The 17,861-nt window shown below is 52.2% G+C and carries 31 protein-coding genes; 29 read left to right on the top strand and 2 right to left on the bottom strand.

The genetic code is table 11. The features are described 5' to 3' along the window. Nucleotides 1–10: 10 nt before the first annotated feature. Nucleotides 11–733: an HAD family hydrolase gene (locus EHSB41UT_RS17655; protein WP_087112171.1), complete on the bottom strand. Its 723-nt coding sequence runs from the start codon at nt 731–733 to the stop codon at nt 11–13. Between the two features lie 63 nt (nt 734–796). After that, on the bottom strand, nt 797–1,396 hold the full coding sequence (locus EHSB41UT_RS17650; RefSeq protein WP_087112170.1) for a hypothetical protein: 600 nt from the start codon (nt 1,394–1,396) through the stop codon (nt 797–799). A gap of 99 nt (nt 1,397–1,495) precedes the next feature. Here EHSB41UT_RS17650 and rpsL point away from each other — a divergent pair, with 99 nt between their 5' ends. The 29 genes from rpsL (at nt 1,496) to rpsK (ending at nt 17,845) form a co-directional block, all read left to right on the top strand. Next, entirely contained in the window at nt 1,496–1,870 is a 375-nt protein-coding gene (gene rpsL / locus EHSB41UT_RS17645) for a 30S ribosomal protein S12 (protein WP_087112169.1), read from the top strand. A gap of 187 nt (nt 1,871–2,057) precedes the next feature. Further along, nucleotides 2,058–2,528: a 30S ribosomal protein S7 gene (rpsG, locus tag EHSB41UT_RS17640; RefSeq protein ID WP_087112168.1), complete on the top strand. Its 471-nt coding sequence runs from the start codon at nt 2,058–2,060 to the stop codon at nt 2,526–2,528. 24 nt (nt 2,529–2,552) lie between these two features. After that, nucleotides 2,553–4,667: an elongation factor G gene (gene fusA / locus EHSB41UT_RS17635; RefSeq protein WP_087112167.1), complete on the top strand. Its 2,115-nt coding sequence runs from the start codon at nt 2,553–2,555 to the stop codon at nt 4,665–4,667. Between the two features lie 49 nt (nt 4,668–4,716). Beyond that, the gene (tuf, locus tag EHSB41UT_RS17630; RefSeq protein WP_087112166.1) at nt 4,717–5,940 is read left to right on the top strand and encodes an elongation factor Tu; all 1,224 of its coding nucleotides are present in this window, start codon (nt 4,717–4,719) and stop codon (nt 5,938–5,940) included. Nucleotides 5,941–6,164: 224 nt separating this feature from the next. Beyond that, a complete protein-coding gene (gene rpsJ, locus EHSB41UT_RS17625; protein ID WP_087112165.1) occupies nt 6,165–6,488 on the top strand; it encodes a 30S ribosomal protein S10 in 324 nt (107 codons plus the stop codon). 116 nt (nt 6,489–6,604) lie between these two features. Further along, nucleotides 6,605–7,270: a 50S ribosomal protein L3 gene (rplC, locus tag EHSB41UT_RS17620; RefSeq protein ID WP_087112164.1), complete on the top strand. Its 666-nt coding sequence runs from the start codon at nt 6,605–6,607 to the stop codon at nt 7,268–7,270. A gap of 14 nt (nt 7,271–7,284) precedes the next feature. Continuing rightward, nucleotides 7,285–7,887 carry a 50S ribosomal protein L4 gene (gene rplD, locus EHSB41UT_RS17615; protein WP_087112163.1) on the top strand — a complete coding sequence of 201 codons (603 nt, stop codon included), beginning with the start codon at nt 7,285–7,287 and terminating at the stop codon, nt 7,885–7,887. Then, nucleotides 7,884–8,180: a 50S ribosomal protein L23 gene (rplW, locus tag EHSB41UT_RS17610; protein ID WP_087112162.1), complete on the top strand. Its 297-nt coding sequence runs from the start codon at nt 7,884–7,886 to the stop codon at nt 8,178–8,180. The genes rplD and rplW overlap by 4 nt, the downstream gene beginning before the upstream one ends. An 11-nt stretch (nt 8,181–8,191) precedes the next feature. Further along, nucleotides 8,192–9,016, top strand: a complete 825-nt coding sequence (gene rplB / locus EHSB41UT_RS17605; RefSeq protein WP_087112161.1) for a 50S ribosomal protein L2 — start codon at nt 8,192–8,194, stop codon at nt 9,014–9,016. Between the two features lie 18 nt (nt 9,017–9,034). After that, nucleotides 9,035–9,313: a 30S ribosomal protein S19 gene (rpsS, locus tag EHSB41UT_RS17600; RefSeq protein ID WP_087112160.1), complete on the top strand. Its 279-nt coding sequence runs from the start codon at nt 9,035–9,037 to the stop codon at nt 9,311–9,313. An 11-nt stretch (nt 9,314–9,324) separates the two neighbouring features. Further along, complete coding sequence (rplV, locus tag EHSB41UT_RS17595) at nt 9,325–9,660, top strand: 50S ribosomal protein L22 (RefSeq protein ID WP_087112159.1); 336 nt, start codon at nt 9,325–9,327, stop codon at nt 9,658–9,660. Between the two features lie 11 nt (nt 9,661–9,671). Next, nucleotides 9,672–10,373, top strand: a complete 702-nt coding sequence (gene rpsC / locus EHSB41UT_RS17590; protein ID WP_087112158.1) for a 30S ribosomal protein S3 — start codon at nt 9,672–9,674, stop codon at nt 10,371–10,373. A 12-nt stretch (nt 10,374–10,385) separates the two neighbouring features. Continuing rightward, nucleotides 10,386–10,799 (top strand): 50S ribosomal protein L16, encoded by a 414-nt coding sequence (gene rplP / locus EHSB41UT_RS17585; protein ID WP_087112157.1) that lies wholly within the window; start codon nt 10,386–10,388, stop codon nt 10,797–10,799. Next, entirely contained in the window at nt 10,799–10,990 is a 192-nt protein-coding gene (rpmC, locus tag EHSB41UT_RS17580; RefSeq protein WP_087112156.1) for a 50S ribosomal protein L29, read from the top strand. The genes rplP and rpmC overlap by 1 nt, the downstream gene beginning before the upstream one ends. Nucleotides 10,991–10,992: 2 nt before the next feature. After that, nucleotides 10,993–11,256, top strand: a complete 264-nt coding sequence (gene rpsQ, locus EHSB41UT_RS17575) for a 30S ribosomal protein S17 (protein ID WP_087112155.1) — start codon at nt 10,993–10,995, stop codon at nt 11,254–11,256. Nucleotides 11,257–11,317: 61 nt separating this feature from the next. Then, the gene (gene rplN / locus EHSB41UT_RS17570) at nt 11,318–11,686 is read left to right on the top strand and encodes a 50S ribosomal protein L14 (protein WP_087112154.1); all 369 of its coding nucleotides are present in this window, start codon (nt 11,318–11,320) and stop codon (nt 11,684–11,686) included. Nucleotides 11,687–11,695: 9 nt separating this feature from the next. Then, entirely contained in the window at nt 11,696–12,013 is a 318-nt protein-coding gene (gene rplX / locus EHSB41UT_RS17565; RefSeq protein WP_087112153.1) for a 50S ribosomal protein L24, read from the top strand. 11 nt (nt 12,014–12,024) lie between these two features. Continuing rightward, nucleotides 12,025–12,564 (top strand): 50S ribosomal protein L5, encoded by a 540-nt coding sequence (gene rplE, locus EHSB41UT_RS17560; RefSeq protein ID WP_087112152.1) that lies wholly within the window; start codon nt 12,025–12,027, stop codon nt 12,562–12,564. Nucleotides 12,565–12,577: 13 nt separating this feature from the next. Beyond that, complete coding sequence (gene rpsN / locus EHSB41UT_RS17555; protein ID WP_087112151.1) at nt 12,578–12,883, top strand: 30S ribosomal protein S14; 306 nt, start codon at nt 12,578–12,580, stop codon at nt 12,881–12,883. A gap of 26 nt (nt 12,884–12,909) precedes the next feature. After that, nucleotides 12,910–13,302, top strand: coding sequence for a 30S ribosomal protein S8 (gene rpsH, locus EHSB41UT_RS17550; RefSeq protein ID WP_087112150.1), 393 nt, complete (start codon nt 12,910–12,912; stop codon nt 13,300–13,302). Between the two features lie 12 nt (nt 13,303–13,314). Then, nucleotides 13,315–13,848 carry a 50S ribosomal protein L6 gene (gene rplF, locus EHSB41UT_RS17545; RefSeq protein WP_087112149.1) on the top strand — a complete coding sequence of 178 codons (534 nt, stop codon included), beginning with the start codon at nt 13,315–13,317 and terminating at the stop codon, nt 13,846–13,848. A 25-nt stretch (nt 13,849–13,873) separates the two neighbouring features. Then, complete coding sequence (rplR, locus tag EHSB41UT_RS17540) at nt 13,874–14,224, top strand: 50S ribosomal protein L18 (protein WP_087112148.1); 351 nt, start codon at nt 13,874–13,876, stop codon at nt 14,222–14,224. A 12-nt stretch (nt 14,225–14,236) separates the two neighbouring features. Then, nucleotides 14,237–14,749 carry a 30S ribosomal protein S5 gene (gene rpsE / locus EHSB41UT_RS17535; protein WP_087112147.1) on the top strand — a complete coding sequence of 171 codons (513 nt, stop codon included), beginning with the start codon at nt 14,237–14,239 and terminating at the stop codon, nt 14,747–14,749. 7 nt (nt 14,750–14,756) lie between these two features. Beyond that, on the top strand, nt 14,757–14,942 hold the full coding sequence (gene rpmD / locus EHSB41UT_RS17530) for a 50S ribosomal protein L30 (RefSeq protein ID WP_087112146.1): 186 nt from the start codon (nt 14,757–14,759) through the stop codon (nt 14,940–14,942). 2 nt (nt 14,943–14,944) lie between these two features. Beyond that, the gene (gene rplO, locus EHSB41UT_RS17525) at nt 14,945–15,379 is read left to right on the top strand and encodes a 50S ribosomal protein L15 (protein WP_087112145.1); all 435 of its coding nucleotides are present in this window, start codon (nt 14,945–14,947) and stop codon (nt 15,377–15,379) included. Continuing rightward, the gene (gene secY / locus EHSB41UT_RS17520) at nt 15,380–16,705 is read left to right on the top strand and encodes a preprotein translocase subunit SecY (protein ID WP_087112144.1); all 1,326 of its coding nucleotides are present in this window, start codon (nt 15,380–15,382) and stop codon (nt 16,703–16,705) included. It abuts the gene before it with no gap. A gap of 45 nt (nt 16,706–16,750) precedes the next feature. Further along, nucleotides 16,751–16,867, top strand: a complete 117-nt coding sequence (gene rpmJ, locus EHSB41UT_RS17515) for a 50S ribosomal protein L36 (protein ID WP_087112143.1) — start codon at nt 16,751–16,753, stop codon at nt 16,865–16,867. Nucleotides 16,868–17,052: 185 nt separating this feature from the next. Next, on the top strand, nt 17,053–17,409 hold the full coding sequence (rpsM, locus tag EHSB41UT_RS17510) for a 30S ribosomal protein S13 (RefSeq protein WP_087112142.1): 357 nt from the start codon (nt 17,053–17,055) through the stop codon (nt 17,407–17,409). Between the two features lie 46 nt (nt 17,410–17,455). Beyond that, nucleotides 17,456–17,845 (top strand): 30S ribosomal protein S11, encoded by a 390-nt coding sequence (rpsK, locus tag EHSB41UT_RS17505; protein ID WP_087112141.1) that lies wholly within the window; start codon nt 17,456–17,458, stop codon nt 17,843–17,845. Nucleotides 17,846–17,861 lie beyond the last annotated feature (16 nt).

Below are 17,861 nucleotides of genomic sequence, written 5' to 3'. Positions count from 1 at the left end.
AGAGCCGGTGTTACAAACCCTGTATCTCTCTTTCCAGCAGAATAGGCAGCCCGGAAATATCCGTCAGCTCAAAATAATTATGCTCGGCTGCATGCTCGGCGGTAACAGTTTCGTGAGCCCAGGTGGACTTATAAGGAATGTGTACGGCATGGCCGCCAAGGCGGGCTATAGGCAGCACATCGGACTTGAGTGAGTTACCGATCATCCAGAAAAACTGCGGGTCAATTTGGTGTTTGATCAGTAGTTTCTGGTAGGTGGCATCATCCTTCTCGGACACAATCTCCACAATATCAAAGAGGTCCGCTATGCCGGAGCGGGCAATCTTACTCTCCTGATCAAACAGATCACCCTTGGTAATAATCATCAGTTTGTAACCGAAATCATTTCTCAGGGTTTCAACGGTCTCTTTTACGCCGGGAAGAAGCTCTATTTTGTAAGTCATGATCGACTTGCCAATGTCGATTACGCGCTGAATATCGGCTCCAGTGACCTTCCCCTCAGATAGCTCGATCAGGCTCTCGATCATGGAGAGGGTAAAGCCCTTGGCACCATATCCAAAAATATGCAGGTTACGGATTTCCTGTTCGTATAGATGCTGAAGAAGGTTGTCGCCTTTGTAATAAGGTTCCAGCAGGGCAATCAGTTGCTTTTCGCCATCGCGGAAATAGTCTTCATTGGGCCAGAGGGTATCATCGGCATCAAAGGCGATAATTGGCTGTAGAGAATCGGACATAACCTGCCTTGTGGGTGAAATTTTCACTATATCAATAAGTTAGCGCGCGGGATTAAACCAGAATCATGGGCCCAGAGGCCACAGGGAAATTGGAAGCCTGTAAGTGTTGATGATGGTTTTGGCGTTATCAAGGTGATGTTTGTCACCGTGGCTTTTCAGAATTAAAACAATCCCGGCTTCCTTACCTGTCAGGTGGGCATAGTGGAGCGCCTGACCGATCGCTTCATGCCACTTCTTGGCAAAGTCCATCTCTATAGCGTGGGTTTGGGTGAGGCAGTCAACCCTTGGCCCTTCTTCGAGTTCGACCTCAATCTGGCCATTCATGCCTTCACACCAGACTTTCTGATACCAGTTTTCGTTGGTGGCTTGTGCGGAATTTGTTGCGAAAATTAACAAGGTGAAGCAAGCCATAGCGATAAAAAAGGCACACTTGTGTATAATCTTTGCAGGGTTCATATCGTAGAAATCCATTAAATAACGCCCGATCTGACAGGGGATAGTGATTTCCTTGCCCGCAGACTTCTTGACGCGGAAATCCACACTATTTACAATCCCGTGCCTTTTAGTGTGCCCGGCTTTTGCTTCCTTACTTAAAGGGTAGCGAAAAGCTGGGTGCGGCTGTAAGACCAGTTTTTTGGACTTGCCGCCAAATGGTTCTGGCACTTAATCCTCTGAGTGGCGGGACTTATTTACGTTTAAAAGAACTTAGAAACGCCGTTTCAGCCCTCCGGCTGAAGCGTAAACAACTGGAGAGAGTGCCTAATGGCAACTATTAACCAGCTGGTACGTAAGCCGCGTAAGCGTAAAGTCGTTAAGACTGACGTTCCTGCGCTGCAGAGCTGCCCGCAGAAGCGTGGCGTATGTACTCGTGTATACACCACTACCCCTAAGAAGCCGAACTCCGCACTGCGTAAAGTATGTCGTGTTCGTCTGACCAACGGTTACGAAGTGACTTCCTACATTGGTGGTGAAGGTCACAACCTGCAGGAACACTCCGTTGTTCTGATCCGTGGCGGTCGTGTAAAAGACTTGCCAGGTGTTCGTTACCACACCGTTCGCGGTACTCTGGATACCCAGGGTGTTAACGGCCGTATGCAGGGTCGTTCCAAGTACGGTACCAAGCGTCCTAAGTCCTAATAAGGGCCTGCGCTTTATTTGTCATAGTGTAAAGTTGTTCCAAGTGGTTGCTTAAGCTGTGACGAAATATCAGATTATTTGCATCTGGTACGTTTGCTGACAGAGGCTAAGGTTTCTGAAAAGCATTAAAGAGTAAGGCCGAGTCGAAGGCTGATCTCGGACTAACCTGAAAATCGAGGGTATTTTCATGCCAAGAAGACGCGTTGTCGCCAAGCGCGATGTGCTTCCAGATCCTAAGTTTCACAACAAGGTTCTGGCTAAATTTATCAACCACGTAATGATCAGCGGTAAGAAAGCTGTTGCAGAGCGCATCGTATATGGTGCTCTGGACAAGATCGCTGAGCGTTCCGGCAAAGACGCTCTGGAAGTGTTTGAAGCTGCTCTGGAATCCATCTCTCCAGTGGTTGAGGTTAAGAGCCGTCGTGTTGGTGGTGCTACCTACCAGGTGCCTGTAGAAGTTCGTCCTTCCCGTCGTATGGCTCTGGCTATGCGTTGGTTGGTTGACGCTGCTCGCAAGCGTGGCGAGAAGTCCATGGATCTGCGCCTGGCTGGCGAGATGATGGATGCTGCAGACAAGAAAGGTTCTGCAGTTAAGAAGCGTGAAGACGTTCATCGTATGGCAGAAGCTAACAAGGCATTCTCCCACTACCGTTTCTAAAACGTTCTTTCAGAGGATTGAGTCGTGGCCCGTAAAACCCCGATACGCCGCTACCGTAACATCGGTATCTGTGCCCACGTCGACGCGGGTAAGACCACTACCACGGAGCGCGTACTGTTCTACACCGGTCTGTCCCACAAGATCGGTGAAGTACATGATGGTGCAGCGACCATGGACTGGATGGAGCAGGAACAGGAGCGTGGTATTACCATCACTTCTGCTGCTACCACCTGTTTCTGGCGTGGTATGGATGCCCAGTTCGACGAGCATCGTGTAAACATCATCGATACTCCAGGACACGTTGACTTCACTATCGAAGTAGAGCGTTCCCTGCGTGTACTGGATGGTGCGATTGTAGTTCTGTGTGGTTCCTCCGGTGTTCAGCCTCAGACTGAAACCGTATGGCGCCAGGCGAACAAGTACCAAGTTCCTCGTATGGTCTTCGTTAACAAGATGGACCGTACCGGTGCTGACTACCTGATGGTTGTCCAGCAGCTGAAGGATCGTCTGGGTGCTAATGCTGTACCTATGCAGATGACTATTGGCTCCGAAGACGACTTCAAGGGCGTAGTCGATCTGGTGAAAATGAAGACCATTCTCTGGAATGAAGAAGACCAGGGTATGACCTTCGAGTACGGCGATATTCCTGCTGACCTGGTTGATGAATGCCAGGAAATGCACGAATACCTGGTCGAATCTGCTGCTGAATCCAGCGAAGAGTTGATGGAGAAGTACCTGGAAGAAGGTGAACTCTCCGAGGAAGAAATCAAGGCTGGTATCCGTGCGCGGACCCTGGCTAACGAAATCATCCCTGTCTTCGGTGGTTCTGCATTCAAGAACAAGGGCGTTCAGGCCGTTCTTGACGCAGTAATCGAATACATGCCTTCTCCTCTCGAGGTTAAGGCGATTGAGGGTATCGTCGGTGATGACGCCGAAGGTAACCCAATCATGGAAGAGCGTGTTGCTGATGACGCAGCGCCTTTCTCTGCACTGGCATTCAAGATTGCTACCGACCCATTCGTTGGCACCCTGACTTTTGCTCGTGTGTACTCCGGTGTCGCTACCACTGGTACTTCCGTAATCAACTCCGTGAAGTCCAAGAAAGAGCGTATCGGTCGTATGGTGCAGATGCACGCCAACAACCGTGAAGAGATCAAAGAAGCCCTGGCGGGTGACATTGTTGCTCTGATCGGTATGAAGGACGTGACCACTGGTGAAACTCTGTGTGATCCTGATCATCCGATCATTCTGGAGCGCATGGAATTCCCAGAGCCAGTAATCTCCGTTGCTGTTGAGCCTAAATCCAAGGCTGACCAGGAGAAGATGGGTATCGCACTGGGCAAGCTGGCTCAGGAAGATCCATCTTTCCGCGTTAAGACTGACGAAGAAACTGGTCAGACCATTATCTCCGGTATGGGGGAGCTTCACCTGGACGTACTTGTTGACCGTATGCGTCGCGAGTTCAAGGTAGAAGCAAACATCGGTAAGCCTCAGGTTTCCTACCGTGAGAAGATCCGTGGCTCCGTTAACGCTAACCACAAGTTTGCCAAGCAGTCTGGTGGTCGCGGTCAGTACGGTCACGTTGTTGTTGAGTTCTCCCCGGCGGATGACGGTGAAGAAGGTCTGGTATTCATCAACGAAATCGTTGGTGGTGCAATTCCTAAGGAATACATCCCGGCTATCCAGAAGGGTATCGAGGAGCAGATGCAGAACGGTGTTATCGCCGGCTATCCGCTGCTCGGTCTGAAGGCCCGTCTGTACGATGGTTCCTTCCACGAGGTTGACTCCAACGAGATGGCGTTTAAAATCGCCGCATCTCAGGCACTGAAGAAGTACGCACCTCAGGCCAACCCTGTTCTGATGGAACCTATGATGCAAGTTGAGGTGGTAACACCTGAAGACTACATGGGTGACGTTATGGGTGACCTGAACCGTCGTCGCGGTATTGTACAAGGTATGGACGATACCCCATCCGGCAAGGTCATCAATGCTCAGGTGCCACTGGGTGAAATGTTTGGTTACGCTACTGATCTGCGTTCTGCGACTCAGGGCCGTGCTACATACTCTATGGAATTCGCAGAGTATGCAGAGGCTCCAAACAGCATCGCTGAAGCTGTGATCAAGGCAAACCAGGGTTAAGTAACTCTCGTTTAGTAAATATCGCTATTCGCAAGAAGGTAAGTGAAAAATGGCTAAGGAAAAGTTTGAGCGTACGAAGCCGCACGTAAACGTCGGCACCATCGGTCACGTTGACCACGGTAAAACCACTCTGACTGCTGCTCTGACTCGCGTTTGTGCAGAAGTTTGGGGCGGCACCATGAAGGCGTTCGACCAGATCGATAACGCTCCAGAAGAGCGTGAGCGTGGTATTACCATCTCTACCGCACACGTAGAGTACGATTCTGCTGAGCGTCACTACGCTCACGTAGACTGCCCAGGACACGCTGACTACGTTAAGAACATGATCACCGGTGCTGCTCAGATGGACGGCGCTATCCTGGTTTGTGGTGCGACTGACGGCCCTATGCCTCAGACTCGTGAGCACATCCTGCTGTCCCGTCAGGTTGGTGTACCTAAGATCGTTGTGTTCCTGAACAAAGCAGACCTGCTGGCTGATGACTGCGGCGGCTTCGGCACCGAAGAATACAGCGAAATGCTGGAACTGGTTGAAATGGAACTGCGTGAACTGCTGGATACTTACGAGTTCCCAGGTGACGACACTCCAATCATCGCTGGTTCCGCTCTGATGGCTCTGAACGGCGAAGACGAAAACGGTCTGGGTACTACCGCCGTTAAGACTCTGGTTGAAACTCTGGATACCTACATCCCAGAGCCAGAGCGTGCTATCGATCAGCCGTTCCTGCTGCCAATCGAAGACGTATTCTCCATCGCTGGCCGTGGTACTGTAGTAACTGGCCGTGTTGAGCGTGGTATCATCAAGGTTGGTGAAGAAGTCGAAATCATCGGTATCAAGGAAACTTCCAAGACTACCGTTACCGGCGTTGAAATGTTCCGTAAGCTGCTGGACGAAGGTCGTGCAGGTGAGAACGTTGGTGCTCTGCTGCGTGGTATCAAGCGCGAAGAGATCGAGCGTGGTCAGTGTCTGGTTAAGCCAGGTTCTGTTAAGCCTCACACCAAGTTCGAATCTGAAGTATACGTTCTGTCCAAAGAAGAAGGTGGTCGTCACACCCCATTCTTCAAGGGCTACCGTCCTCAGTTCTACTTCCGTACTACTGACGTAACCGGTAACGTAGAACTGCCAGAAGGCGTTGAAATGGTAATGCCAGGCGATAACATCCAGATGGTTGTTACCCTGATCCACCCAGTTGCAATGGAAGATGGTCTGCGCTTCGCGATTCGTGAAGGTGGCCGTACCGTTGGTGCTGGTGTTGTTGCCAAGATCATCGAGTAATTTTTTCTGAAAGCGAGGGTTTGTTGCTCTCGCTTCTGAAAAATTTTCGTTAATCGTAGAACCCTCAGCTTCGGCTGGGGGTTTTTACGATGCGGTTGAGGGTAAGTGCTTTTTGGGGTTTGGTTGACATGGTTGTTGACAGCTCTTAAAATGCCGCTCTCTTTTGTATCTGCCCGCCGTTGAGCGGGCAGATTTTCGTTCTTTATATGCCCTAGGTAAGAAAGATGAGTCAGCAGCCTAAAGCTCAACAAATCCGAATCCGACTCAAGGCTTTTGATCATCGCCTGATCGATCAGTCCACGCAGGAAATCGTAGATACTGCCAAGCGCACTGGTGCTCAGGTTCGTGGTCCAATCCCCCTGCCTACCCGCAAGGAAAAGTTCACCGTACTGATCTCCCCGCACGTTAACAAGGACGCGCGTGACCAGTACGAAATCCGTACCCACAAGCGCCTGCTCGACATCGTAGAGCCAACAGAAAAGACTGTTGACGCTCTGATGAAGCTCGACCTGGCGGCTGGTGTAGAAGTACAGATCAGCCTTGGCTAAAAGAATTCAGGCTTGAGCGGATCCGCCTGAGAGGGCGTGAGAGGCTCTGGCTTGTGTAACGCTCTGGAATGGGCGGCCATAGCGGGTGATAGCCCCGTACACGTAAGAGGTAGACTATGTCTAGTCAAGAAAATGGCAAGCAGACCTTGGGTCTGGTCGGTAAGAAGTGTGGCATGACCCGCATCTTCACCGAAGATGGTGCATCCCTGCCTGTAACCGTAATCGAAGTAGAACCAAACCGCGTTACTCAGATTCGTTCTGAAGACGTTGATGGTTACACTGCAATTCAGGTTACCACCGGCACCAAGAAAGCTTCTCGCACTACTAAGCCAGAAGCTGGTCATTTCGCCAAAGCTGAAGTTGAAGCTGGTCGTCTCCTGAAGGAGTTCCGTCTGGAAGCAACTGAGCTGAAAGTTGGCGACGTTCTGACTGTTGAGATGTTCTCTGCAGGTCAGAAGATCGATGTTACCGGTCGCTCCAAGGGTAAGGGCTTCCAGGGTGCTGTAAAGCGCTGGAACTTCCGTACTCAGGACGCTACCCACGGTAACTCCCTGTCTCACCGTGCTCCTGGCTCCATCGGTCAGTGTCAGACTCCTGGTCGCGTTTTCAAAGGTAAGAAAATGGCTGGCCATATGGGCGACGCTCAGGTGACTGTACAGTCCCTGGAAGTTGTTCGTGTTGACGCTGAGCGTAACCTGCTCCTCGTTAAGGGTGCGGTACCAGGTGCCACTGGCGCTGATGTTGTTGTTAAGCCAGCCGTTAAGGCCGGTAACGCAGCCTGATAGGGGGTTTGAACATGGATCTGAACGTAATTGGTGCAGACGCCCTCAAGGTTTCCGACGTAACCTTCGGCGTTGAATTCAATGAAGCCCTGGTTCACCAGGCCGTTGTTGCATATCTGGCAGGCGCCCGTCAGGGTACCAAAGCTCAGAAGACTCGCAGCGATGTAAGTGGCGGTGGCGCTAAGCCTTTCCGTCAGAAGGGTACTGGCCGTGCTCGTGCTGGTACCACTCGCAGCCCTCTGTGGCGTTCCGGTGGCACCACTTTTGCCGCCCGTCCTCAGAACCACAGCCAGAAGCTGAACAAGAAGATGTACCGTGGTGCTCTTCGTTCCATTCTGTCTGAGCTGGTTCGTCAGGAGCGTCTGGTTGTTGTTTCTGAGTTCAATGCAGAAACTCCTAAGACCAAAGTTATGGTAGCTAAGCTGGCTGAGCTGAACGCTACTAACGCCCTGATCGTAACCGACACCGTAAACGAAAACGTTTACCTGTCTGCCCGTAACATTCCACACGTTGACGTTCGTGACGTGCAGGGTGTTGATCCGGTAAGCCTGGTTGCTCACGAAAAAGTCATCATGACTGTTGACGCGATCAAGAAGTTCGAGGAGATGCTGGGATGAACCAGGAAAGACTGCTGAAAGTCATCATCGGTCCCCACATTTCCGAGAAAACCTCGATTGTGGCTGAGGCCAACAACCAGTACGTGTTCAAAGTCGCTACCGACGCGAACAAGCTGGAAATCAAAAAGGCTGTCGAGCAACTGTTCGAAGTCAAAGTTAAGGCAGTAACTACTGTCAACGTGAAGGGCAAGACCAAGCGTACCATGCGTGGCATGGGCAAGCGTAACGACACCAAGAAGGCGTACGTTACCCTGGATGCTGGTCAGGAAATTGACTTCGCGGACGCTGAATAAGGAGACAGACAATGGCTGTTGTTAAGTGCAAACCCACTTCTCCAGGGCGCCGTTTTGTAGTCAAGGTCGTTAATGCTGACCTGCACAAGGGCAAGCCTTACGCTCCCCTGCTCGAGAAGAAGACCCGTACCGGCGGTCGTAACAATGCTGGCCGTATCACTACCCGTCACGTTGGTGGTGGTCACAAGCAGCATTACCGTCTGGTAGATTTCCGTCGCAACAAGGATGGCATCCCGGCTATCGTTGAGCGTCTGGAATACGACCCGAACCGTACTGCGCACATCGCTCTGCTGAAGTACATGGACGGTGAGCGTCGTTACATCATCGCACCCAAGGGTGTGAAGGCTGGTGATCAGCTGGTATCTGGCGCTCACGCTCCGATCAAAGCTGGTAACACTCTGCCACTGCGTAACATCCCACAGGGTTCTGTAGTTCACTGTGTTGAACTGAAGCCTGGCAAGGGTGCGCAGATGATTCGTTCCGCTGGTACTTCCGCACAGCTGGTTGCTCGTGAAGGTGCCTATGTAACCCTGCGTCTGCGCTCCGGCGAAATGCGTAAGGTTCTGGCTGACTGTCGCGCAACTCTGGGTGAAGTGTCCAACGGTGAGCACGGCCTGCGCTCTCTGGGTAAGGCTGGTGCCAAGCGCTGGCGCGGTGTTCGTCCTACCGTTCGCGGTGTGGCCATGAACCCGGTTGACCACCCACACGGTGGTGGTGAAGGCCGGACTTCCGGTGGTCGTCATCCTGTTACTCCGTGGGGCGTACCTACGAAGGGCAAGAAGACTCGCTCCAACAAGCGCACCGACAAGTTCATTGTCCGTCGCCGCACCAAGTAAGTTTGAGAGGATAACACTGTGCCACGTTCACTGAAGAAAGGTCCTTTTATCGACCTGCACCTGCTGAAGAAGGTGGAGGACGCGGTAGGGGCTGGTAACAAGCGCCCAATCAAGACCTGGTCTCGCCGTTCCATGATTATTCCGCAGATGCTCGGTCTGACTCTTGCGGTTCACAATGGTAAGCAGCACGTGCCTGTCTTCGTAACTGAAGAAATGATCGGCCACAAGCTGGGCGAGTTTGCAGCCACCCGCACCTACCGCGGTCACGCTGCAGACAAAAAGGCCAAGAAGCGCTAAGGGGTATTGAGATGAAAGAAGTAGCTGCTACACACAACGGCGCTCGCATTTCTGCCCAGAAGGCTCGCTTGGTTGTTGACCAGATCCGCGGTAAGAATGTTGAGGAAGCTCTGAACATTCTGGCTTTCAGCACCAAGAAAGCTGCCGTCCTGGTAAAGAAAGTACTTGAGTCTGCTGTGGCTAACGCCGAGCACAACGAAGGTATGGATATTGATGAGCTGAAGGTGTCTTCTGCTTTCGTTAACGAAGGCATGACAATGAAGCGCATCAAGCCACGCGCCAAAGGCCGTGCTGATCGCATCCTGAAGCGGTCTTGCCACATTACCGTTAAGGTTGCAGAGGTTTAAGGAGCGATCAGATGGGTCAAAAAGTACATCCTACAGGCATCCGCCTGGGTATCGTTAAAGAGCATACCTCTGTTTGGTATGCCGAAGGTGCCGACTACGCTGACAAACTGAACGCGGATCTGAAAGTTCGTTCTTACCTTGAGAACAAACTGAAGAACGCTTCTGTTAGCCGTATCGACATCCAGCGTCCTGCGCAAAGCGCTCGCGTAACCATCCACACTGCCCGTCCTGGTATCGTGATCGGCAAGAAGGGTGAAGACGTTGAGAAGCTGCGTCAGGAACTGAACAAGATGATGGGCGTGCCTGTTCACGTCAACATCGAAGAAGTGCGTAAGCCTGAAACCGACGCCAAACTGGTTGCCCAGAGCATTGCTGGTCAGCTGGAGCGTCGCGTAATGTTCCGTCGCGCTATGAAGCGTTCCGTACAGAACGCAATGCGCCTCGGCGCTAAAGGTATCAAGATTCAGCTGTCCGGCCGTCTGGGCGGTGCTGAAATCGCACGTACCGAATGGTACCGCGAAGGTCGTGTGCCGCTGCACACCCTGCGTGCTGATATCGATTACGCCACCTACGAAGCCCACACCACTTACGGTGTGATTGGCGTCAAGGTGTGGATCTTCAAGGGCGAAGTTATCGGTGGTGTTCGTGAGGAAGAGAAGGAGCAGAAGAAGCCTGCTCGTCGTCCTCGCAAGAAGCCAGCCGCTAAGAAGTAAGGAGTTTTAACGATGCTCCAACCTAAGCGCACTAAATTCCGCAAGCAGATGAAAGGCCGCAACCGTGGTCTGGCACAGCGCGGTAGCAAGGTCAGCTTCGGCGAATACGCCTTGAAAGCTGTTGGTCGTGGACGTATAACTGCACGCCAGATCGAATCCGCTCGTCGAGCGATGACTCGTCACGTTAAGCGTGGTGGTAAGATCTGGATTCGTATCTTCCCAGACAAGCCGATCACCAAGAAGCCTCTTGAGGTTCGTCAGGGTAAAGGTAAGGGTAGCGTTGAGTACTGGGTAGCACAGATCCAGCCGGGTCGTGTCCTGTACGAAATGGAAGGCGTTTCTGAAGAGCTGGCTCGTGAAGCATTCGCTCTGGCCGCCGCCAAGCTGCCTGTACAGACAGTTTTCGTTAAGCGGAGTGTGATGTGATGAAAGCGGCAGAACTGCGTGAAAAGTCTGTCGAAGAGCTGAACGCTCAGCTCATCGATCTGCTGCGGGATCAATTCAACTTCCGCATGCAAATGACCACTGGTCAGCTTCAGCAGACTCACGTCCTGAAGCAGACTCGTCGGGATATCGCCCGAGTAAAGACGGCGATCGCTGAGAAGGCAGGTAAATAAAGATGGCAGAGACCAAAAAAGTCCGTACACTGACCGGCACGGTCGTGAGCGACAAGATGGACAAAACCATTACTGTCCTGATCGAGCGTCGTGTAAAGCACCCGCTGTACGGTAAAATCGTAAAGCGGTCAACCAAGCTCCACGCTCACGATGAACAGAACGAGTGCCGCATGGGTGACAAAGTTGTTATCCGTGAGACTCGTCCTCTGTCCAAGAACAAGTCTTTCGAGCTTGTTTCTATCGAAGAGCGCGCAACTCAAATATAAGGCTATCAACCGGGCGCGTAGTCAGCGCCCGGCTTGAGTCTGCAGTTTGAGGAGAACTGGAATGATTCAAACCGAGACTAACCTCGAAGTAGCAGATAACAGCGGTGCTCGCCGCGTTCAGTGCATCAAGGTACTGGGCGGCTCCCATCGTCGTTACGCTGGCATCGGTGACATCATCAAGGTCACCGTAAAGGAAGCAATTCCTCGCGGTAAAGTGAAGAAGGGCCAGGTAATGAATGCCGTGGTCGTTCGCACTCGTAAGGGTGTTCGTCGTCCTGATGGATCTCTGATCCGTTTCGATGGCAATGCTGCTGTTCTGTTGAACAACAACAACCAGCCTATCGGCACCCGTATCTTTGGCCCGGTGACTCGTGAATTGCGCGGTGAGCAGTTCATGAAGATCATCTCTCTTGCACCAGAAGTGCTGTAAGGAGTTACCGTGAAAAAGATTCGTCGTGACGATGAGATCGTAGTCATTGCTGGCAAAGACAAAGGCAAGCGTGGCAAGGTAATGGCGGTTCGCGCCGATGGTAAGGTCCTGGTTCAGGGCATTAACATTGTCAAGAAGCACCAGAAGCCGAACCCAATGCTGGGTCAAGCTGGCGGCATCGTAGAAAAGGAAATGCCTATCCAGGCTTCCAACGTTGCTATCTGGAACCCTGAAACCAGCAAGGCTGACCGTGTTGGCTTCACCTTCTCCGAAGAAGGCAAGAAGCAGCGCGTGTTCAAGTCCACTGGCAAAGCAGTTGACGCGTAAGGGGCTGGCAAATGGCTGAATTCAAAAAGCTGTACCGTGAGACTATTGTACCTGCTCTGATGGAAGAGCTGGGCTACAAGAACATCAACGAAGTTCCGAAGATCACCAAAATCACCCTGAACATGGGTGTTGGTGAAGCTATTGGCGACAAGAAGGTTATCGAGCACGCTGCCGGCGATATGGAAAAAATCGCTGGTCAGAAGCCTGTTGTAACCATGGCTCGTAAGTCTGTAGCTGGCTTCAAAGTTCGTGAAGGTTGGCCGATTGGCGTTAAGGTGACTCTGCGTGACGAGCGCATGTACGAGTTCCTGCAGCGTCTGGTTGACATCGCTCTGCCACGTGTTCGTGACTTCCGTGGTGTGAGTGCAAAATCTTTCGACGGTCGTGGTAACTACTCCATGGGTGTGAAGGAACAGATCATCTTCCCAGAAATCGATTACGATAAGATCGATGCTCTGCGTGGTCTGGACATCACCCTGACTACCACTGCCAAGACTGACGACGAAGGTCGTGCGCTTCTGAAAGCGTTTAACTTCCCTTTCCGTAACTAAGGTATCGAGGTTTATGGCTAAGGAATCCATGAAGCAGCGCGAACTCAAGCGTCAAAAGCTTGTTGCTAAATTCGCTACGAAGCGCGCTGAACTGAAAGCTATTATCAACAACCCAACTAGCTCTGACGAAGAGCGTTGGGACGCCACTGTGGCCCTGCAGAAGCAGCCACGTGACGCTTCCAAGTCTCGTCTGCGCAACCGCTGCCGGATCACCGGCCGTCCTCACGGTTACCTCCGTAAGTTCGGTTTGAGCCGCATCAAGCTGCGTGAAGCAGCGATGCGTGGTGATGTTCCTGGACTGACAAAGTCCAGCTGGTAAGGTCGTTGATCTAGGAGAGTGCAATAATGAGTATGCAGGACCCGTTAGCAGATATGCTAACTCGCATCCGTAATGCCCAGATGGCAGAACACGCTTCTGTCGTTATGCCAGCTTCAAAAATTAAGGCTGCTGTAGCCGAAGTACTGAAGACCGAAGGCTACATCGCTGACTACAAAGTAGAAGGCGACGTTAAGGCTCAAATGACTGTTGAGCTGAAGTACTTTGAAGGCAAGGCTGTTATTGAAGAGATCAAGCGCGTAAGCCGTCCTGGTCTTCGTAACTACCGTGCTTCCGCTGACCTGCCAAAGGTTAACGGCGGCCTGGGTATTGCTGTAGTTTCCACCAGTAAAGGCGTGATGACTGATCGTGCCGCCCGTGCTCAGGGTATTGGTGGTGAAGTTATCTGCACCGTATTCTAAGGGAGTATCGGAATGTCTCGTGTAGCGAAGGCACCGGTTGAACTTCCAAACGGTGTACAAGTAACTCTGTCTGCTGGCCACATCGCTATCAAAGGCGGTAAAGGCACCCTGCAGATGGACATCCATAACGCAGTGGAAATCAAGCAGGAAGACAACGTCCTGACTTTTGAAGCTCGTGATGGCAGCAAACTGTCTCGCGCAATGTCCGGTACTACCCGTGCATTGGTGAACAACATGGTAACTGGCGTATCTGCGGGCTTCCAGAAGAAGCTGCAGCTGGTCGGTGTTGGTTACCGTGCCCAGATGAAGGGCAAGACTCTGTCTCTGTCCCTGGGCTTCTCCCACCCGGTAGACTATGAGCTGCCAGAAGGTGTGAGCGCTGAGACCCCAACCCAGACTGAAGTAGTTATCAGTGGTATTGACAAGCAACTCGTTGGTCAAGTAGCTGCTGAGATCCGCGACTTCCGTCGTCCAGAACCTTATAAGGGCAAGGGTGTCCGTTACGCTGACGAAATGGTTCGCCGTAAGGAAGCCAAGAAGAAGTAACGGTTAGGTAAATAAGGGTAAAGTTATGAGCGAAAAGAAAGTAAGCCGTTTGCGCCGTGCAAAGCGCTCTCGGATGAAAATGCGCGAACTTCGCGTTGCCCGCCTGACCGTGCACCGCACTCCACGTCACATCTATGCACAGGTGATTGACGCGGAAGGCGGCAAGGTTCTGGCAGCGGCTTCTACCGTAGAAAAAGATCTGCGTAGCGAAGCAACCGGTAACGTTGAAGCAGCCAAGAAGGTTGGTGCTCTGGTCGCAGAGCGCGCCAAAGCAGCTGGCCTGACCAAGGTTGCCTTTGACCGTTCCGGTTTCAAGTATCACGGTCGTGTCAAGGCTCTCGCAGACGCAGCCCGTGAAAACGGTCTGGAATTCTAAGGGGTGGGAGCTATGGCGAAAGACGATCGCAAAGACAAGCAGACTCAGGGCGATGACCTGATCGAGAAGCTTGTTCAAGTTAACCGTGTAGCCAAAGTAGTTAAGGGCGGCCGTATCTTCGGTTTCACCGCTCTGACTGTTGTTGGTGACGGTAAAGGTAAAGTAGGCTTCGGTCGTGGTAAGGCGCGTGAAGTGCCAGCCGCTATCCAGAAGGCTATGGAAGCTGCACGTCGCAACATGATTCAGGTTGACCTGAATGGCACAACCATTCAGTATCCTGTTAAAGCTGCACACGGTGCTTCCAAGATTTACATGCAGCCTGCTTCTGAAGGTACCGGTGTTATCGCCGGCGGTGCAATGCGTGCCGTTCTCGAAGTAGCTGGTGTACAAAACGTACTGGCCAAGTGCTACGGCTCTACCAATCCAGTTAACGTTGTTCGTGCTACCTTCAACGGTCTGAAGAGTGTTCGCGCTCCACAGGACGTTGCAGCGAAGCGTGGCAAGACTGTCGAAGAGATCCTGTGAGGTTCACATGGCAGAGAAGAAGATCAAAGTAACGCTCGTTAAGAGTGTCAACGGTCGACTCGAAAGCCACAAGGCCTGTGTTAAGGGTCTCGGTCTGCGTCGAATCGGCCACACTGTTGAAGTGGAAGATACCCCTTCCGTTCGCGGTATGGTGAACAAGGTTAACTACCTCGTTCGCGTCGAAGGAGAGTAAGAATGAAACTGAATACTCTGTCTCCGGCCGAAGGTAGCCGCAAGGCTGGCAAGCGTGTCGGTCGTGGTATCGGTTCCGGTCTGGGCAAGACTGGTGGCCGCGGTCACAAAGGTCAGAAGTCACGTTCCGGCGGTAGTGTTAAGCCAGGTTTTGAAGGCGGTCAGCAGCCACTGCAGCGTCGTCTTCCTAAGTACGGCTTTACTTCCCGTCTGGCTCGTGTAACTGCCGAAATTCGCCTGGCTGAACTGGCCAAGGTGAGCTCTGAAGTTATCGATCTGGAAGCTCTGCGTGCAGCCGACCTGATCAACTCCAGCATCAAGCGTGCGAAAGTTGTTCTGTCTGGTGAAATCAGCAAAGCAGTCACCATCAAGGGATTGGCGGTCACCAAAGGTGCCCGTGCCGCTATCGAAGCAGCTGGTGGTAAGATCGAGGACTAAATGGCTAAGACATTACCTGTCGGAAATCAGAGTGGTCTGAGCGAGCTTTGGGCTCGCGTCAGATTTGTGTTCCTTGCCATCCTGGTATACCGGATCGGGGCTCATATCCCCGTTCCAGGTATCAACCCGGATCGTTTGGCACAGTTGTTCAGTCAGAACGAAGGCACCATTCTTGGTCTCTTCAACATGTTCTCCGGCGGCGCGCTGGAGAGGATGTCTGTTCTGGCACTGGGGATCATGCCGTACATCTCTGCATCTATTATTATGCAGCTGATGACGGTGGTAAGCCCTCAGCTTGAGCAGCTGAAGAAGGAAGGTGAAAGTGGTCGTCGCAAGATCAGCCAATACACCCGCTACGGTACTGTTATCCTGGCCCTGATTCAGGGAACAGGTATGACTGTTGGCCTGGCAAATCAGGGTGTGGCCTTTGCTACCGATTTCAGCTTTTACTTCGTAGCCGTCGCAACATTTGTGACAGGTGCCGTGTTCATGATGTGGCTCGGCGAACAGGTTACGGAACGTGGTATCGGTAACGGTATCTCGATTCTGATTTTTGCAGGTATTGTCGCAGGACTGCCGGGCGCCATCGTGCAGTCCTTCGAGTCAGCCCGTCAGGGTGATGTAAATATCCTGGCCCTGCTGGTGATAGCCGTACTGGCGATTGCCATCATCGCAGGTGTAGTATTTATGGAGCGTGGTCAGCGCCGCATTACTGTAAACTACGCCAAGCGTCAGCAGGGTCGTAAGGTGTTTGCTGCTCAGAGCAGTCATCTGCCTCTGAAAGTGAATATGGCTGGTGTTATTCCTGCCATCTTCGCTTCCAGTATCCTGCTGTTCCCAGCGTCTATTGCCCAATGGTTCGGCCAGGGCGAAGGCATGGGTTGGCTGCAGGATATTGCTCTGGCCCTGGGGCCAGGTCAGCCGCTGAACATCGTATTGTTCTCTGCTGGCATCGTATTCTTCTGCTTCTTCTACACTGCGCTGGTCTTCAATCCGAAGGACGTTGCAGACAACCTGAAGAAGTCAGGAGCATTTATACCCGGTATCCGTCCGGGTGAGCATACCGCGCGCTACATTGATGGCGTGTTGACCAAGCTCACCATGGTTGGCGCTGTTTACATGACAGCAGTCTGCCTTCTGCCACAATTCCTGGTGGTTGGCTTTAACGTCCCATTCTATCTGGGTGGTACGTCTCTGCTGATCGTCGTAGTGGTGGTTATGGATACCATGGCGCAGATTCAGTCTCATCTGATGTCAAGTCAGTATGAGTCCCTGATGAAGAAAGCTAATCTTAAGGGCTATGGTCCAGGCGGCATGATCCGCTGATCATTTCCTGGATTGTAAATAGCTCTGCCGATAGTGGAGAGAACCATGAAAGTTCGAGCTTCTGTTAAGAAGATCTGCCGCGATTGCAAGATCATCAAGCGTAACGGTGCTGTTCGCGTAATCTGCAGCAAAGAGCCCCGTCACAAGCAGCGTCAGGGCTAATATCGCTCAGGCTGGACCAAGGTCGAGACCGAGCATTTACCTTACGCGGGTAACGCCTGGCAAAAGCGTCTATGCTTGCATGCCGGGCTGTTGCTTTAAACGTGGTTAGCATGTAGTATGCTCAACCTTTCGACTTGGGTTTGTCCTTCGCGTTGCAATTAGGCGAAACTCACGGAGACGATTGAATGGCCCGTATTGCTGGCGTCAATATCCCGGATAACAAACATACTGTTATCTCGCTGACCTACATCTATGGTGTTGGTAAGCACACTGCTCAGAACATCTGTGCGACTACTGGTGTTAATCCAGCCGCCAAAATCTCTGAGCTGAATGATGATGAGATCGAAAAGCTGCGTACCGCCGTCGGTGAATTCACCGTCGAAGGTGACCTGCGTCGTGAAATCAGCATGAATATCAAGCGTCTGATGGACCTGGGCTGCTACCGCGGTCTGCGTCATCGTCGCAATCTTCCGGTTCGTGGCCAGCGCACTAAGACTAATGCGCGTACCCGTAAGGGCCCACGTAAGCCGATTCGTAAGTAAGAAGAACTGGTTCTTCCAGTCGTCTTGATACAGGAACAATTCTGATATGGCAAAGCCAGGTATTCGTTCACGTAAAAAGGTGAAGAAGACAGTTGTGGACGGTGTTGCACACATCCACGCTTCCTTCAACAACACCATCGTGACAATTACCGACCGCCAGGGCAACACGCTCTCCTGGGCCACCGCTGGTGGTTCTGGTTTCCGTGGCTCTCGCAAGTCGACTCCATTTGCTGCCCAGGTAGCTGCGGAGCGCGCGGGTAATGCAGCCGCTGAGTACGGTCTGAAGAATCTTGACGTTTGTGTAAAAGGCCCCGGCCCCGGCCGTGAGTCTGCTGTTCGCGCACTGAACGCCTGCGGTTACAAGATCACTAACATCACTGATGTTACCCCGATCCCGCACAATGGCTGCCGTCCGCCTAAAAAGCGTCGCGTGTAATAGGAGATAGGGTCAA

Origin of the sequence: Parendozoicomonas haliclonae, from assembly GCF_900174585.1 — a bacterium.
Taxonomy (GTDB): domain Bacteria; phylum Pseudomonadota; class Gammaproteobacteria; order Pseudomonadales; family Endozoicomonadaceae; genus Sansalvadorimonas; species Sansalvadorimonas haliclonae.
Note: the sequence above shows the minus strand (reverse complement) of the source record. Positions and strands in the feature narration are given on the sequence as shown.

What these genes read in the sequence shown, in the direction of transcription:
- secY (WP_087112144.1), top strand. Translation starts at nt 15,380, where the DNA reads ATGGCTAAGACATTACCTGTCGGAAATCAGAGTGGTCTGAGCGAGCTT.
- rpsQ (WP_087112155.1), top strand. Translation starts at nt 10,993, where the DNA reads ATGGCAGAGACCAAAAAAGTCCGTACACTGACCGGCACGGTCGTGAGC.
- rplV (WP_087112159.1), top strand. Translation starts at nt 9,325, where the DNA reads ATGAAAGAAGTAGCTGCTACACACAACGGCGCTCGCATTTCTGCCCAG.
- rpmD (WP_087112146.1), top strand. Translation starts at nt 14,757, where the DNA reads ATGGCAGAGAAGAAGATCAAAGTAACGCTCGTTAAGAGTGTCAACGGT.
- rplP (WP_087112157.1), top strand. Translation starts at nt 10,386, where the DNA reads ATGCTCCAACCTAAGCGCACTAAATTCCGCAAGCAGATGAAAGGCCGC.
- rplD (WP_087112163.1), top strand. Translation starts at nt 7,285, where the DNA reads ATGGATCTGAACGTAATTGGTGCAGACGCCCTCAAGGTTTCCGACGTA.
- rplO (WP_087112145.1), top strand. Translation starts at nt 14,945, where the DNA reads ATGAAACTGAATACTCTGTCTCCGGCCGAAGGTAGCCGCAAGGCTGGC.
- rpsH (WP_087112150.1), top strand. Translation starts at nt 12,910, where the DNA reads ATGAGTATGCAGGACCCGTTAGCAGATATGCTAACTCGCATCCGTAAT.
- rpmC (WP_087112156.1), top strand. Translation starts at nt 10,799, where the DNA reads ATGAAAGCGGCAGAACTGCGTGAAAAGTCTGTCGAAGAGCTGAACGCT.
- rpsK (WP_087112141.1), top strand. Translation starts at nt 17,456, where the DNA reads ATGGCAAAGCCAGGTATTCGTTCACGTAAAAAGGTGAAGAAGACAGTT.
- rpsN (WP_087112151.1), top strand. Translation starts at nt 12,578, where the DNA reads ATGGCTAAGGAATCCATGAAGCAGCGCGAACTCAAGCGTCAAAAGCTT.
- rplF (WP_087112149.1), top strand. Translation starts at nt 13,315, where the DNA reads ATGTCTCGTGTAGCGAAGGCACCGGTTGAACTTCCAAACGGTGTACAA.
- rpsM (WP_087112142.1), top strand. Translation starts at nt 17,053, where the DNA reads ATGGCCCGTATTGCTGGCGTCAATATCCCGGATAACAAACATACTGTT.
- EHSB41UT_RS17655 (WP_087112171.1), bottom strand. Translation starts at nt 733, where the DNA reads ATGTCCGATTCTCTACAGCCAATTATCGCCTTTGATGCCGATGATACC.
- rpsL (WP_087112169.1), top strand. Translation starts at nt 1,496, where the DNA reads ATGGCAACTATTAACCAGCTGGTACGTAAGCCGCGTAAGCGTAAAGTC.
- rpsC (WP_087112158.1), top strand. Translation starts at nt 9,672, where the DNA reads ATGGGTCAAAAAGTACATCCTACAGGCATCCGCCTGGGTATCGTTAAA.
- rpsJ (WP_087112165.1), top strand. Translation starts at nt 6,165, where the DNA reads ATGAGTCAGCAGCCTAAAGCTCAACAAATCCGAATCCGACTCAAGGCT.
- rplE (WP_087112152.1), top strand. Translation starts at nt 12,025, where the DNA reads ATGGCTGAATTCAAAAAGCTGTACCGTGAGACTATTGTACCTGCTCTG.
- rpsG (WP_087112168.1), top strand. Translation starts at nt 2,058, where the DNA reads ATGCCAAGAAGACGCGTTGTCGCCAAGCGCGATGTGCTTCCAGATCCT.
- rplW (WP_087112162.1), top strand. Translation starts at nt 7,884, where the DNA reads ATGAACCAGGAAAGACTGCTGAAAGTCATCATCGGTCCCCACATTTCC.
- rplC (WP_087112164.1), top strand. Translation starts at nt 6,605, where the DNA reads ATGTCTAGTCAAGAAAATGGCAAGCAGACCTTGGGTCTGGTCGGTAAG.
- rpmJ (WP_087112143.1), top strand. Translation starts at nt 16,751, where the DNA reads ATGAAAGTTCGAGCTTCTGTTAAGAAGATCTGCCGCGATTGCAAGATC.
- rpsE (WP_087112147.1), top strand. Translation starts at nt 14,237, where the DNA reads ATGGCGAAAGACGATCGCAAAGACAAGCAGACTCAGGGCGATGACCTG.
- tuf (WP_087112166.1), top strand. Translation starts at nt 4,717, where the DNA reads ATGGCTAAGGAAAAGTTTGAGCGTACGAAGCCGCACGTAAACGTCGGC.
- rplN (WP_087112154.1), top strand. Translation starts at nt 11,318, where the DNA reads ATGATTCAAACCGAGACTAACCTCGAAGTAGCAGATAACAGCGGTGCT.
- rplR (WP_087112148.1), top strand. Translation starts at nt 13,874, where the DNA reads ATGAGCGAAAAGAAAGTAAGCCGTTTGCGCCGTGCAAAGCGCTCTCGG.
- rplB (WP_087112161.1), top strand. Translation starts at nt 8,192, where the DNA reads ATGGCTGTTGTTAAGTGCAAACCCACTTCTCCAGGGCGCCGTTTTGTA.